Source organism: Bradyrhizobium sp. C9, assembly GCF_002532045.1.
GTDB lineage: Bacteria > Pseudomonadota > Alphaproteobacteria > Rhizobiales > Xanthobacteraceae > Bradyrhizobium.
The window spans coordinates 51,959-66,873 of the sequence record NZ_NWTG01000019.1; the positions used below are offsets into that span (position 1 = coordinate 51,959).

Sequence of the window (14,915 nt, forward strand, 5' to 3'; positions counted from 1 at the left end):
ACTGCTCAGGGAGACAGCGCGACCCGGAAACCGTGGGTCGGGTAGCGGACATTGGTGTCGTAGTTGTCGCGGTTGGCCGGACGGACATAGCGCGCGTCATTCTTCCAGGAGCCGGAACGAATGACATGGGAGGTGCAGTCGCCGCCGGACCACACCGCACCGTCGGCGGGGGCGCCCTGATAGTTCCTGTGCCAGCAATCCTCGACCCACTGATCGACCCCGCCGCCCATGTCGTAAAGGCCGAACGGATTGGCCTTGAAGCTGCCGACCTTTACCGGCTGTTCGGCTGCGCTGTCGCCGCCGCAGTCCTTGCAGCCGGCGTTGCCCGGTTGCATCTGGTCACCCCACCAGTATTTCGATTGCGTGCCGCCGCGCGCCGCATATTCCCATTCGGCTTCGTTGGGCAGTCGGTAGGCCTTGCCGGTGCGCTCGGCCAGCCATGCCACATACTGTTTCGCGTCGCTCCAGCTCACATTGGTGACCGGAACGTCGTCCTTGCCGGTGGCGGTGAAACCGCACGCCTTGGCCGCCGCGCAGGCATTCCATTCCCGCACGGTGACCGGATATTTGCCCATGGCGAAGGACTTGACCGTCACCCTGCGGATCGGCCGTTCCGAAGGGTCGTCATTGCTCCCCATCGAGAAGCTGCCGCCTTGAAGCGCAATCGTTTCGGGCTCCGGCACGGACGCCGCAGGACTTGTTGACGGTGCAGCCTGTGGTGACGTCTGCTGTGTCGGCGCTATGCTTGGGGCCGGACTTGCGGTTTGCGCTGGTGCCGGGCTCGGTGCCGGCTGCTGAGCCGCCGGGGGAGCCGAAGGCGCCCGCGCCACCTCGGACAGCTTGCCGCGCGGCTGCGCGAGCATGTACCAAAGCGCACCGGCGGCGATGATCGCGATCGCCAATCCGAGCAGCGTAAGCAGGATGGACTCACGGCGCCGGCGCGTCCTCTGGTACGCAGCGGCGTCCGGCAGCACGCGATAAACCCGGACCGGATCGGTGATGTTCTTGACCTTCTTGTCGCCGAGCGATTCGTATCCGCAGACCATCTTGTGCTTGATCTGCTCGTAGATGCCGCCGGAGATGAAGACTTCACCGGGCGCTGCTATCCCTTCCAGACGCGAGGCCACATTGACGCCGTCGCCAAAGATATCGTCGGCCTCGATGATGACGTCGCCGAGATTGACGCCGATCCGGTACTCTATCCAGCGGTCTCTCGCGATCGCCGCATTGCGGCCGATCATGTTTTGCTGAATCACGATGCTGCAACGGACGGCCTCGACCGGACTGTCGAACATCGCGATGAAGCCGTCGCCGGTGGTCTTGACCAGCTTGCCGTGGTGCTCGGCAATGGTGGGCTCGACCAGATCGCGCTCGAGCCGCTTGACGCGGTTGTGGGTGCCCTCTTCATCGAGCTGCATCAGCCGGCTATAGCCGGCGATATCGCCCGCAACGATCGCGGCAAGGCGGCGCGGCATCGCTTCGCCGGGCGGTGGCTTGCCCGGCTTGCCGGATCTGAAGTCGCGAATTTCGCCCATGGCTTCGGCTGCTCCACAAACCACAAATGGCAGTGATCGGCGCAACCGGCGCCTTCGGCCCGAAGGCCCTCGTGGAGCGTATCACACCGCCGGGTCCGGACAAAGTTTGGGGATACAATTGTGCGATGCGCGAAAAGCGCCCATCCGGTCGGGCGCTTGGGGCTCATTTCAGGCGGAAATGCCGCGGCAAACCGACCGCGTCAGTTCACCTGCGCGGCGGGCGTCCGGATCTCGCGGGGCAGGATGATCGCGGCCGCAATCGCCAGGAGGCACAGTGCCGCGAACGCGCGCAGCATCATCGAGAAGCCGCCCTGGTCGTACAGCCAGGCCACCAGGCCGACGGAGGCGCCCGCCGCCGTGAAGCCGACGAAGTAGCGGACCGCATAGGCACGCGAGCGCCATTCCTCTGTCGTGTACTTGCCGACCATTGCATCGTTCACCGTGACCTGGCCGAACGCACCCATCACGATGCCGATCGAGACCACGATCAGCGGCAGGTCGGACAGGCTCGCCGCCAGATAAAGGAACGGCGCCAGCAGGAACGACAGCGGCAGCGCCACCGTCTTCAGCGAATATCGGTCGAGCAACTTGCCGATTGTGTACTGCGTCATTGCGCCGAACACATAGACCCCCGCCGCGATCACGCCGAGCAGCGCCGGGCTCCTGGTCAGATCGGCGAGCCGCTCCGCGAACAGCTTCGGCAGCGCCACCGTCACCGCGTTGAACGTGGTCGAGATCGCGATCACCACGATCAAGAGCGACAGCACCACCCGCCACATGTCTTCCTTGGCGACGCGCACCTGCGCCGCGGCCTGCCTCGAGCCCTTGCGGTCCTCATGCACCACCGTCATCGCAAAGGCGATGCCGACCAGCACGGTGACCGTGCCCGGCACGATGAAGGCCCAGCGCCAGCCGAGATACTGGCCGATCACGCCGGTGACCAGCGCCGACGAGGCAACCCCGAGATTGCCCCAGACGCCGTTGATCCCCATCTGGGCGCCGAGCTTCTCGGCATAGGACACGATCATCGCGGTGCCGACCGGATGGTAGATCGAGGCGAAGATACCGATCGCCAGCAGCGCCGCGCCAAGCTGCAGCGGCGTCTGCACGAAACCGACCGAGATCATCGACAGGCCGATGCCGACGAAGAAGATCACCATCATGTGGCGGCGGCTCCAGCGATCGCCGAGCCAGCCCGTGACCAGCGAGCCGGCGCCGAAGGCGATGAAGCCCGGCGTCGCATAGGGCAGCAGCTCCGAATAGGCCATGCCGAGCGCCGGGCCCATGATGATGACGGCGGCGGCGAAAATCAGCATCGCATAGTGGTCGATGAAATGGCCGGCGTTGACGAAGCTGATCACCCGGCTTGGATTGTTCCTTGGGCTATTCGTTGGGCTGCTCATGAGGCACGTCTCTCGCGCGATTCTTCAATTGCTCGAAAATAGGTTATAGGTGCTTGTCCTGACGGGATGTCGCCAATGACTATCGCTGAGCCGCCAATAAGAGCCCTCCACAAGGACCGGCGCGTCACCGGCGATGGCGTGCACATGGTCGCGCGCAGCTACCAAAAGGGCGTCCGCCTCGACCCGCACATGCACCGCGAGGCGCAACTGGTCTATGCCGCGAGCGGCACCATGCAGGTGACGACGCCGAAGGGCCGCTGGCTGGTGCCGCCGGACCGCGCGGTGTGGGTCCCTGCCCTGCTGCCGCACGCGATCGACGTGCTTGCCGATATCGAGATGCGCACGCTGTATTTCGACCGGGCCTGGCTCGCACGCGAGAAGCGCAGCGACAGCCTCGACCATGAATTCGTGGTGCGGGTGTCGCCGCTGGTGCACCAGGCGATCCTTGCGCTGTTCGACGCCGCATGCGGACGCGAGCGCACCGAGTTGCTGATCAGGCTCGTGATGCTGGAACTGCACCAGGCCGAGGACTCCGCGACCTTCATCCCGCTGCCGCAGGAGCCGCGCTGCCGCCGCGCCGCCGACATCGTGCTGGCCGATCCGACCAAGGACCACGAAATCGATGCGCTGGCGCGCACGGTCGGCACCTCGGCGCGGACACTCTCGCGCCTGTTCTCGGCGGAGACGCAACTGTCCTTCAAGAGCTGGTGCCAGCGCGCCCGCATCGCGGCCGCGATCGAACGCCTGTCGACCAGCGCCAACGTTTCGGTCAAACAGGTCGCCTCCGACCTCGGTTATGCCAGCGTGCCGGCATTTTCCCATGCGTTCCGCCAGGTCACCGGCAAGACACCGACCGCGTTCGCGGAGAAAACGTGAACCCGATTGGTCATCGGCGACGAATTATACCGCTGTCGCCCTGCGACATATTTCCGTACGATCCATCCGCTTGACTGCAGTCCTCCCGACCTTAAATCCCGTATAAGGTCCGGCTTCACTGAATACGACCCGCTGGATACGAACTGCCCATGGCCAACGCCTTCTTCTCCGATCTGCTTTCGACAATTTCCGAACGCGGCCGCGTCCTGCTCGGCCGCGCCAGCCCGGCCGACGACAAGCAGGATGCGTCCGAACTGCTGGAATTGTGCGAGGCGCTGCTGTCCGGCCGCGGCGAGGCCTCCGGCACCGCGATGGCGCGCGAAGTGCTCGACCGCTACCATCACCTCGATGCCGCCGGCCGCCTGTCGTTCTTCCAGACGCTGGCCCGCGATTTCGGCCCCGATCACGCCAGGCTGGCGCAGGCGATCGAGAGCTGGCGCGCCAAAGCCAATGGCGACGACGCCAGCGACCTGCATTTCGCCTCCGAGCCGCGCCGCCAGGAATTGATCCGCCGGCTCAATCGCGCGCCGGGCGGCACCGGCGAGCTGGTGTCGATCCGCTCGGATCTGCTTTCATTGATGAAGGGCAACAAGGACCTCGCCGCGCTCGATCGCGACGTGGTGCATCTGCTCTCATCCTGGTTCAACAGGGGATTCCTCGTGCTGCGCAGGATAGACTGGTCGTCGCCGGCCAATATTCTGGAGAAGATCATCCGCTATGAGGCCGTGCACGAGATCCGCGACTGGGACGATCTGCGCCGCCGCATCGATCCGGTGGATCGCCGCTGCTACGCGTTCTTCCATCCGGCGCTGGCCGACGAGCCGCTGATCTTCGTCGAGGTCGCGCTGACCGAAGCCATTCCGGGCGCGATCGCTCCGCTGCTCGCCGAAGAGCGCGAGCCGGTGCCGGTCGAGAAGGCCCGCACCGCGGTGTTTTATTCGATCTCGAATACCCAGCGCGGGCTCGGCGGCATCTCGTTCGGCAGCTTCCTGATCAAGCAGGTGGTCGAGGAACTGCGCCGCGAATTGCCCAAGCTCGACAATTTCGTGACGCTGTCGCCGGTGCCGGGCTTCATGCAGTGGATCAAGCAGGCCGATGACGTGCCGCTCACCGAAGAGGACCGTCAGCTCCTGGAAAGCCTCGGCAAGCCCGACTGGTTCGAGAACGCCGAACTTGCCGCGCAGCTGCGCGCCGTGCTGGAGCCGCTCGCCGCGTACTACTTCCTGAAGGCACGCACGCCGAAGGGACGGCAGATCGATTCGGTTGCGCGCTTCCATCTCGGCAACGGCGCGCGGCTGGAGCGGATCAACTGGCTCGGCGATCTCTCGCCCAAGGGCCTGCGCGAATCCGCCGGCGTGATGGTCAACTACCTCTACCGCCTCGACGACATCGAGAAGAACCATGAGGCCTATGCCAACACCGGCGAGGTAATCGCCTCGAGCGCGGTGAAGAAGCTGCTGAAGGGCGAAGGCCGCCGGCTGCTGGATATGCGGCTGGGGTGACGGGCCGACACTCTCTCCGCGTCATTGCAACGACGACAGGGAGCGCGTTCCAACACCGTCATCCTGAGAGAATGTGAATGTATTCAGCGTCGTCCTGGCGAAAGCCAGGACCCATTACCCCGACTGCATGTTGTTGTGCGACGCTGGGGCCACTATTTCACTCTCAATCGAATTCGGTGGTTATGGGTCCTGGCTTTCGCCAGGACGACGGCGTGGGGAAGCTGCTCGCTACAATTCTCACGCCGTCATCCCCGCATTCATCATGGCCGGCGCCTAAAACCTCGCCCGCGCCGTCAGCCTTACCGTCCGCCCCTGCCCCGGTGAGATGTTGTTGTTGCCGTCGGCGGAGGCCCAATAGCCCTTGTCGAAGATGTTCTCGACATTGAGCTGGGCGGTCCAGGTCTCGTCGATCTTGGCATAGACCGCCGCATCGAAGCGGACGAAGCTCGGCAGCCGCACGGTGTCGTCGGACGAGGCGAAGGAATCGCCGAAATAGATCACGCCGAGCGCGGCCGCCCACATCGGCGTGAACTGATACTTGTTCCACCAGGCAAACTGATTGTACGGCACGAGCTGGACCCGGTTGCCGGGCACCACGGTCGGCGAAGTGGCGCCGGTGATCTTCGCATCCGTATAAGCATAGGCCAGCGACGACTGCCACTGCTCGGTGACATGGCCGGTCAGGCTCGCCTCGACGCCGCGGGTCAATGTGCTGCCCGAGGGGAAGAAGAAGCCGGGATTGTTGCCGTCGGGGATCGGCTGGTTGGTGCGGTTCAGATTGTAGACGGCGGTCGAGAACAACAGCTTCGGATTGACATTCCACTTCATGCCGAGCTCGACATTCTCGAAGCGCTGCGGCTGCAGGATCAGCGTGCCGTCGGTCAGCGAGCTGAACTGGTCGCCGGAGGCCGGCAGATAGGAGATGCTGTAGGCGGTGTAGACCGACATCTGCTCGATCGGCTTGATGATCAGGGCGGCCTGCGGCGACACCAGATTGTCGACGCGGCCGCGATTGGTGTTGGTGTTCATGTCGGTCGCCGACATGTCGAAGCGGTCGAACCGCGCGCCGGCGATGATCTGCACCGCGCGCGAAATTTCGATAGTGTCCCTGACATAGCCGGACTGGATGTTCAGCGCGTAGCGGCTGTTCGAGTCCGGCGTGGTGACGCCGTCGGTATTGGTGCCGGTGAAATGGTGAAGGAACGTCACCGCACCGAAATAGGTCGGCGCGAACGGGTTCTGCACGATGGTGTTGGTGCCGTTCGGGAACACGCCGGTGTTGCGGATGTCGACGCCGCTCTGGCGGCCGAATTCGGTGCCGAAGCCGACGGTGTGGAACAACGGACCGGTCCAGGTCTTGTAGGTGAAATCGGTCTGGTTGAAGACGTTGTCGCGGTTGGTCGTGTGCTGATAGGCGCCGAGATTGACCGCGGTGTCCGCCGGGTTGACCGCGCCCGCGAGCGCGCCGCCGGTCGGATAGATGTTCTGGTAGAACTTCTGGTAGTCGGCGGCGATGGTGCCGTTGCGCACCGTCAGCCCGTTCTCGAAATCGTGCTCGATGATGGCCATGCCGGTCTGCACCGTCGCCTGCGCGGTATTCAGGCGCGGGCTGTCGAAGAAGGTCGAGAAGTCGCCGTTCGGCGCGAACGGCGCGGTCGGGTTGAAGCGGGTTGCGCCGCCCGGCACGCCCTGCGAGGGATTGCCGCGGTCGGCGGTACGTTCGTCGTGGAAGTACTCGTAGCTTAGCTTGATCTTGGTGTTGTCGTCGGGCTTCAGCGTCACCGTCGGGTTGATGCCGTAGCGCTGAAGGTGATTGAAATCGCGGAAGGCGTCGGCGCCCTCGTAGAACACGTTGAGCCTTGCTGCGACGTTCTCGTTGATGGCCTGTCCGGCATCGAGGGTGACGCGGCGATCGCCCCATGACCCGGTCTGCGCCGTCGCCTCGTAGACGCGGTTGCCGTCGGCCTCCTTGAGTGTGCGGTTGAGCAGCCCGCCGCCGGCGCCGCGGCCGAAGGTCAGCGCGCTCGGGCCCTTCAGCACCTCGATGCTCTGGGCATTGTACGTGTCGCGGAAATACTGCACGTCGTCGCGGAAGCCGTTGACGAAGAAATTGGCGCTGGAATCGACGCCGCGGATCACGAGCTCATCGCGATTGCCCTCGCCCTGGTGCACGGCAACGCCGGGAACGTAGCGGGTGACGTCGGTGACGCCCTGGTAGTTCTGGTCGCGGATCTGCTCCCGCGTCACGACGTTGAGCGATTGCGGGATGTTGACGATGGCGGTGTTGGTCCTGGTCGCAACCGATGTGCTGTTGGCGAAATAGCCCGATGTACCGGTGCGGGCATCCTGCGATTCCGTGAACGGTGTTGCCGCGGCCGCAGGCTCGATCCGCCGCGCCGTCTGGGTGCGGCGGCCGCGCGCGGCCGTCGTGCTGCGCGATGTCGATGGCGCGCTGCGGCGGCGTTGCGCGGCCGGCGGGGTGATGGTCACCGGCGGCAGCGTCGAGGCGCCGGCTTGCGAGGGCGTCGATTGTGCCTGCGCGGCGGAAGACACGAGCGGAACGCTCAGTGCGAGATAACTCGCCGTGAGCAGCGACAGCTTCGCAATCAAAACAGCGCGGCCGCGGGCCTGTGATCCTGATGTCATGACGTCGTCCCCAAACAACTGTCGCCTTGCGTGAAGGCGATGCGCTGTCCTCTAGAGAGGTGAGGCGCGGTGCGTCCAGACGACGGACTTGAGAAAATTTTTCCGTGAGGCCGGAATAAAGTCGCGACGAAAGCGCGCAGGCGTTGCGCGAAGCGCGCGCCAGGTTGGAAAAGTCAAGGATGCAAATGGTTTCTGTCGGCTTCCGGATTTGCGCCGGGAAACGAAGAGCGGCGCTCGCGCGCCGCGCTTCTTGTAGGAATTCCAGATTGTACCGGTTCTAAAGCGACCTCTCGATGCGCAGCCGCGTCACGCGGTGGCGGACCGCGGCCGCAGCCCCGCCGGCAGATGCGCCTCGAGCCAGGCGGAGATCGCAGGCTCGTTGCGATGGTAGACGAGGCCTGCGGCGATCACGGCAATTCCGATCAGCGACAGCGAGAACGGAAACCACAGCGAGTCCTTGAAGACGACGTCGGCGAGATGTCCGAGATAGATGCAGATGCCGAACGCCCCGAACACCGCATAGGCGCGCCGCATCAGGATCACCGCAATCGCGACCAGACCGACGTTGAGCAGGCAATAGACCGCCTTCGAGAGTTCGGTGGACCCTTCGGACGCGGTGATGCCGCCCCAGAACGCCATCAGGCCGAACAGGTGCAGCCAGAACGCAAAGTCACCATTGCGGCTGCGATAGTCGACGATCCAGGCCACCGCGAGCACGGCCAATCCGAACCACACCGACACCCGGCGCCGCGTCTCGAAGTCGGCGTAGTTCGTGCCGCTGAACCACGGCGCCAGATCCATCGACATGAACCACAGCGCGAACGCGATGATCGCGACGATGAAGGCGAAGCGGAAATAGCGCAGCGCGACGATTCCGGCGACGACGGTCGCGATCTCCATGAAGATCCAGCTGCCCTTCACCCAGACGTAGAAGTCCTGCACGGTTCCGGGCTTGCCGAACTTGCCCCACCAGCCAAGCTCGTCCTGGATGCCATAGACCGCAAGCGGCGCCATCGAGACCGCGATCGCAATCAGCAAGCCGCCGGGAACCCGCAGATCCTTGCCGTACCAGAGATGGTGACCGGCGACGGCGAACGCGGTGGCGTAGGCGACCGCGCAAGCCGTCAGCGCCCGTCCGCCCATCTGGGTGAACGCCAGGGTCGAGAACAGGCCCATGGCGCCGATCACGATCAGCGCGCCGGCGTACCAGAGCACATGGGCGGCATCGAACCTGGCCGCCGGGCCTGCATCACCGGCCGCGCCCGGCCCGTCATGGCTTGCCAGGAAGGCCAGCAGCCGGTCCAGATCAGCGGCGCTGATCACCCCGGCATCGGCGGCGTCCCGGAGATTCTTCGCTGAATATGGCATGCGGTGATCCTCATTGCCGGTTCGGGCGCCTCCCCGGGGATCCGCGGAAGGCGCCTCTCCCGTATGAGTATATCGGAACGTGAGCAACGTTCAATATTATTTTGAGCGACGCTCAAGTTATTTCGCAGGCGAACGCGAGCCTGCCGGATGGCACCGCCTACGCCGCCAGCGCCTTCATTTCCGCATAGAGGTCGGACTTGCCCTCGAAGCCGATGCCGGGAAGGTCGGGCATCACGATATGGCCGCCCTCGACGCGCACGCCGTCCGGGAAGCCGCCATAGGGCTGGAACAGGTCGGGATAGCTCTCATTGCCGCCGAGGCCGAGGCCGGCCGCGATGTTGAGCGACATCTGGTGGCCGCCATGCGGGATGCAGCGGCTCGGCGACCAGCCATGGGTCTTCAGCACCGCGAGCGTGCGCTGATATTCGCAGAGCCCGTAGGACAGCGCGCAGTCGAATTGCAGCCAGTCGCGGTCCGGCCGCATGCCGCCGTAGCGGATCAGGTTGCGTGCATCCTGGTGGCTGAACAGGTTCTCGCCGGTCGCCATCGCGCCGGGATAGAACTCGGCCAGCGCGGCCTGCAACGCATAATCGAGCGGATCGCCGGCCTCCTCGTACCAGAACAGCGGATACTCCCGCAGCATCTTGGCATAGGCGATCGCGGTCTCCAGATCGAAGCGGCCGTTGGCGTCGACCGCAAGCTGCGCGCTGCTGCCGATTTCCTTCAGCACCGCCTCGATGCGCTCGCGGTCCTCAGTGAGCGGCGCGCCGCCGATCTTCATCTTCACGACGTTGTAGCCGCGGTCGAGATAGCCGCGCATCTCCTTGCGCAATGCGCCGAGGTCCTTGCCCGGATAGTAGTAGCCGCCGGCGGCGTAGACGAACACGCGCGGATTGGCGGTCAAACGATGGCGCTCGGCAAGCAGCCGGAACAGCGGCTTGCCGGCGATCTTGGCCACCGCGTCCCACACCGCCATGTCGATGGTGCCGACCGCAACCGAACGCTCGCCATGGCCGCCCGGCTTCTCGTTCGACATCAGCGTCGACCAGACCTTGTCCGGATCGAGGTTGGCGCCATCAGCGTCGAGCAGCGATTTCGGATCGGCCTCGAGCAGCCGCGGCGCAAAGCGCTCGCGGATCAGACCGCCCTGCCCGTAACGGCCGTTGGAATTGAAGCCGTAGCCGACCACCCGTCGGCCGTCGCGCACCACATCGGTGACCACGGCAACCAGGCTCGTGGTCATCTTGGTGAAGTCGATATAGGCGTTGCGGATCGGCGAGGAGATCGGCTTCGTCACCTCGCGGACGTCGACGATGCGGACGGACATGGTGCTGCTTTCAGAGTTGCTAGGCGCGTCATTCCGGGGCGATGCAAAGCATCGAACCCGGAATCTCGAGATTGCGGGTTCACGCTTCGCGTGCCCCGGAATGACGGTGGTTACTTCTTATCCCGGAAATACGGCTCGACCGGCCCGTGCACCTTGATGGTCAGCGGATTGCCGTAACGGTCCTTGGCATTCCCCGCGGTGACCCGCACCCAGCCCTCGCTGATGCAGTACTCCTCGACATTGGTCTTCTCGGCGCCCTTGAAGCGGATGCCGACGTCGCGCGAAAGAATCTCCGCGTTGTAGTACGGGCTGTTCGGATCGACCGAAAGGCGGTCGGGAAATTGGTCGTTGGTGTCGTCGCTCATAGCAGCGCCTCGATTTCCTTCTTCAATCCTTCGGGCCGGGCGGTCGGCGCATGCCGCGCCACGACCTTGCCGGCGCGATCGACCAGAAACTTGGTGAAGTTCCATTTGATCGCCGGCCCGAGCAGGCCCGACTTCTCACGTTTCAGGTGTTCGTACAATGGATGCGCAGCTGAGCCATTGACGTCGATCTTGGCGAACATCGGAAACGTCACGGCGTAGTTGGTCTCGCAGAACGCGGCGATCTGCTTCGCATCGCCCGGCTCCTGCGCGCCGAACTGGTTGCAGGGAAAGCCGAGCACGGCAAAGCCGCGCGGCGACAATCCGGCGTGCAGCTCCTGCAGGCCCTTGTATTGCGGCGTGAAACCGCAGGCGCTCGCGGTGTTCACGATCAGCAGCACCTGCCCCTCGAACTCCCGCAGCGGCATGTCCTCGCCGGCGAGCGATTTGGCGGTGAAATCGTAGACCGTCGGCATCTTCAGCTCACCGGATCGATCGCAGCCGACGGCGTGCCGCCGGCCTCGACCGCCTCACCCGCGGCAAGACAGAGATCTTCACGGTAACGCGCAGCCACCAGTTGCACGCCGACCGGAATCCGCCCGACGAGCCCCGTGGAGACGACCAGCCCGGGAAGACCCATGAACGGGATCGCGATCTGCGGCAGCTGCGCGTGCCAGACCCGCGCGAACGAGGCCTCGTCCTTGCGGTCGAGATGATCGGGGAACGGCAGCTCGCCGGACACCGGCATCAGCAGCACCGGATATTTGTCGAGGAAGGCGAACCATTCGCGCGTCAGGGTCGCGCGGCGGGTCAGCGCCTGCGACAGGTCGAACGGATGCACTTTTGAGCGAACGCCGCGCAGGCAGGCCAATGCGCCGGGATCGCCCTCGCGTTCCGCGAACGCAAGCTGGGCTTCATAGCCGTCGCCGAGCCAGAGCCGGGTCTGGATCTCCGCCGCCTCGCGCAGGGACGGCGTATCGGCGATCTCCTCGACGATCCAGCCGGCGTCGCGCAAGCGCCTGCCGGCGTCGGCCACCGCGGCGACCACTTCCGGCACCGGATTGAGGCCATCGGGATTGAGGCACATCGCAACGCGCTTCTCGCGCGGCGGCCCCTCGAGCGGCACCGGCGCGTACCAGGGATCGCGATAGTCCGGCGCCGACATTGCCGCGAGCGAGATGCGCAGATCGTTGACGGTGCGCGCCAGCGGGCCCGACACCGCGCTGATCTGCGGGCCGATCGGACGCTCCGGCAACGCCGCGTTGAAGGCGGGGATGCGGCCCATGCTCGGCCGCAGGCCGTGCACGCCGCAGGCATAGGCCGGATAACGGACCGAGCCCGCGATATCGGTGCCATGCGCGATGTGGCCGATGCCGGCGGCGACCGCGGAGCCCGCGCCGCCCGACGAGCCGCCCGGCGTGATGCCGGGATCGCGCGGGTTCTTGGTGTCGCCGTGAATGAGGTTGGTGGTGAACCAGCGATAGGACACCGCCGGACAATTGGTGCGGCCGAGCAGCACCGCGCCGGCCTTACGCAGATTGGCGACGACCGGGTTGTCCACCCTGGCGATGAGGTCGCGCTGCGCCTTCAGCCCGTTGGTGGTGGCGTAGCCCTCCTGGTCGACATTGACCTTGATGGTGATTGGCACGCCGGCCAGCGGCCCGACCGCCCCACCGCGTGCAATGGCCGCATCGATCGACGCTGCCTGTGCCAGCACGTCGTCCGGCCGGTGATCGACCACCGCGTTGATCTTGGGGTTGACCGCGTCGAGCCGGGCGAGCCCGGCCTCGGCCGCCTCCTTCGCCGATACCTTCTTGGTTTTGATGAGGGAGGCGAGTTCAGCCGCCGACAGACGCCAAAGATCCTGCATGAGACACTCCGTATGACGCAGGCGTTTTAGCGCCGCACGAAGGCCAAGACCAGACGTCCGCCGCCCGATGTTTCAGCGGACATGCGCGATGTAATAGGCAAGGTCGCCGATCTGCTCCTTGGTGACCGTCTGCATCACGTCGGCCATGGTGGCGTCGTAGCCGTGGCGGCTGTTGTCCTTGTATTCGGCCAGCGTCTTGGCGAGATAGTCCTCGCGCTGGTTGGCGATGCGGGGGACGTTGTCCTTGCCGGAAAAATCGGTGTTGTGGCAGGTGTTGCAGCGGTTCTGCTGCACCAGCGCCTGGCCGCGCGCCATCCGCGCCGGATCGCCGGCCTCCGTGGGCGGCGCAGGCTTCGGCAAGGTGGCGATGAAGTCCGAGAAAGTGCGCAGATCGTCGTCGGTCATCGACTTCGCCATCTCGTTCATCGGGTCGAATACCCTAAGCTTCTCGCGAAACATGAAGAGCTGGATCAGCGCATAGGGCGCCTGCTGGCCGCCGAGCGACGGCGTGTTCTCGGTTTCCGACGTGCCGTGCTCGCCATGGCAGGCAAAGCACGCGACCGTGCGTTCCTGGATGGTCTCGGCGTTGGCGGAGAAGCTGAGAGCGGCCAGCGCCGCGGCGATTGCGAGCCTACGCATCGGTCCATCCTTGCATGCAGTTCAAAAAGAAAATCGGGGGCAGCACGCGCTGCCCCCGATCCCTGGTTTCAGCTTACTGGTTGGCGACCTTCGGCTTGCCGTAGCTGATGCGATAGACCGCGCCGTTCCAGTCGTCGGAGACCAGCAGCGAGCCATCCTTCAGCAGCATCACGTCGACCGGGCGGCCGACATACTTGTTGTCCTCGAGGAAGCCGGTCATGAACGGCTCGACCGACTTCACGGTGCCGTCCTTGTTCAGCTTGACGACGACGACGTCACCGCCCTGCTTCTGCGACTTGTTCCAGGAGCCGTGACGCGCGACGAAGATCGCGTTCTTGTAGGTCTTCGGGAACATGCTGCCGGTGTAGAAGCGCATGCCGAGCGAGGCGGTATGCGGCCCCATCAGGCCGACCGGCGCGGTGTAGTCCTTGCAGTTCTTGCCCCAGCCGAGCTCCTGGTCGATGATGTTGCCCTGGTAGCAGAACGGCGCGCCGAAATCCTCGCCCGCCTTGGTGACGCGGTTGAGTTCATCTTCCGGCACCGTCTCCGACAGCCAGTCGCGGCCGTTGTCGGTGAAGTACATCTGCTTGGTCTCGGGATTCCAGTCGAAGCCGACCGAGTTGCGCACGCCGAGCGCGTAGACCTCGGCGCCGGAGCCGTCGAGATTCATGCGGCGGATCTGGCCGTGATCGGCGTCATGCAGCACGTTGTTGCCGGGTTGGCCGACCGGAACATAGAGCTTGTTGTCGGGGCCGATGGCGATGAACTTCCAGCCATGCGCCTCGTCCTTCGGCAGCTTGTCGTAGATGACGGTCGGCTTCGGCGGATTGTCCAGATTGTCCTCGATCTTGTCGATCTTGGAGACCTTCGACAGCTCGGCGATGTAGAGCGTGCCGTCCTTGAAGGCGACGCCGTTCGGACGGTAGAGGCCGGAGGCGATCACCTTGACCGAACGTTTGCCGTCCTTGTTGACGATCGCATAGACCTTGTCGACGAGCCGGCTGCCGACGAACACGGTGCCCTTGTCGCCGAGCGCCAGCGAGCGCGCATTGGCCATGCCGGCGGCATAGACCTCGACATTGAAGCCGGCCGGCACCTTGAGCTTGGCGAGCGGCAGCTTGTCCGGCGCGGACGGCAGCGGCGGCGGTGCCACCGGCGCGAGTTTGGCAGCGGCTTCATTGTCCGGACGCCCGATCATGGGCGAGCCCGGCGGCAGCGGCTGGGCGGCCGGTGCAGCACCTGCAGCCGGCGCCGCCGCCGGCTGTTGCGCCGCAGCGGAGAGCGTCAACGCTCCCAGCATGGCCCCCGCGAGCAGCAGGCTGCGCGGTGCGAACGAGTGTTTTTTCATGATGATCTCCCCTGGGTGGAAGCCGTTTGTTCATTGCGC

Annotated in this window: 12 protein-coding genes; 2 read left to right on the plus strand and 10 right to left on the minus strand. The window is 65.0% G+C overall.

Going from position 1 to position 14,915, the window contains the following annotated elements; all coding sequences use genetic code 11:
- Positions 1-5: 5 nt before the first annotated feature.
- The gene (locus tag CO675_RS29170) at positions 6-1,535 is read right to left on the minus strand and encodes an SUMF1/EgtB/PvdO family nonheme iron enzyme (RefSeq protein ID WP_097675232.1); all 1,530 of its coding nucleotides are present in this window, start codon (positions 1,533-1,535) and stop codon (positions 6-8) included.
- A gap of 200 nt (positions 1,536-1,735) precedes the next feature.
- Positions 1,736-2,938 (minus strand): MFS transporter, encoded by a 1,203-nt coding sequence (locus CO675_RS29175; RefSeq protein ID WP_097675233.1) that lies wholly within the window; start codon positions 2,936-2,938, stop codon positions 1,736-1,738.
- A gap of 75 nt (positions 2,939-3,013) precedes the next feature.
- Here CO675_RS29175 and CO675_RS29180 point away from each other — a divergent pair, with 75 nt between their 5' ends.
- Both CO675_RS29180 and CO675_RS29185 read left to right on the plus strand, forming a co-directional pair.
- Positions 3,014-3,814, plus strand: coding sequence for an AraC family transcriptional regulator (locus CO675_RS29180; protein WP_198964783.1), 801 nt, complete (start codon positions 3,014-3,016; stop codon positions 3,812-3,814).
- A gap of 149 nt (positions 3,815-3,963) precedes the next feature.
- Positions 3,964-5,316 carry a malonyl-CoA decarboxylase gene (locus CO675_RS29185; RefSeq protein ID WP_097675235.1) on the plus strand — a complete coding sequence of 451 codons (1,353 nt, stop codon included), beginning with the start codon at positions 3,964-3,966 and terminating at the stop codon, positions 5,314-5,316.
- Between the two features lie 273 nt (positions 5,317-5,589).
- Here the strand turns inward: CO675_RS29185 and CO675_RS29190 are convergent, their stop codons facing one another.
- From CO675_RS29190 to CO675_RS29225, 8 genes are all read right to left on the minus strand, one after another.
- The gene (locus CO675_RS29190; protein ID WP_245452974.1) at positions 5,590-7,962 is read right to left on the minus strand and encodes a TonB-dependent receptor; all 2,373 of its coding nucleotides are present in this window, start codon (positions 7,960-7,962) and stop codon (positions 5,590-5,592) included.
- A 306-nt stretch (positions 7,963-8,268) separates the two neighbouring features.
- Complete coding sequence (locus CO675_RS29195) at positions 8,269-9,330, minus strand: V-type ATP synthase subunit I domain-containing protein (RefSeq protein WP_097675237.1); 1,062 nt, start codon at positions 9,328-9,330, stop codon at positions 8,269-8,271.
- 157 nt (positions 9,331-9,487) lie between these two features.
- On the minus strand, positions 9,488-10,657 hold the full coding sequence (locus CO675_RS29200; protein WP_097675238.1) for a mandelate racemase/muconate lactonizing enzyme family protein: 1,170 nt from the start codon (positions 10,655-10,657) through the stop codon (positions 9,488-9,490).
- Positions 10,658-10,767: 110 nt separating this feature from the next.
- On the minus strand, positions 10,768-11,022 hold the full coding sequence (locus tag CO675_RS29205) for a DUF3297 family protein (protein ID WP_097675239.1): 255 nt from the start codon (positions 11,020-11,022) through the stop codon (positions 10,768-10,770).
- Entirely contained in the window at positions 11,019-11,495 is a 477-nt protein-coding gene (locus tag CO675_RS29210; protein ID WP_097675240.1) for a glutathione peroxidase, read from the minus strand. The genes CO675_RS29205 and CO675_RS29210 overlap by 4 nt, the downstream gene beginning before the upstream one ends.
- Positions 11,496-11,497: 2 nt before the next feature.
- Positions 11,498-12,889 (minus strand): amidase family protein, encoded by a 1,392-nt coding sequence (locus tag CO675_RS29215; protein ID WP_097675241.1) that lies wholly within the window; start codon positions 12,887-12,889, stop codon positions 11,498-11,500.
- 72 nt (positions 12,890-12,961) lie between these two features.
- On the minus strand, positions 12,962-13,528 hold the full coding sequence (locus CO675_RS29220) for a c-type cytochrome (protein ID WP_097675242.1): 567 nt from the start codon (positions 13,526-13,528) through the stop codon (positions 12,962-12,964).
- 73 nt (positions 13,529-13,601) lie between these two features.
- Positions 13,602-14,876, minus strand: a complete 1,275-nt coding sequence (locus tag CO675_RS29225; protein ID WP_097675243.1) for a PQQ-dependent sugar dehydrogenase — start codon at positions 14,874-14,876, stop codon at positions 13,602-13,604.
- Positions 14,877-14,915: the final 39 nt, after the last annotated feature.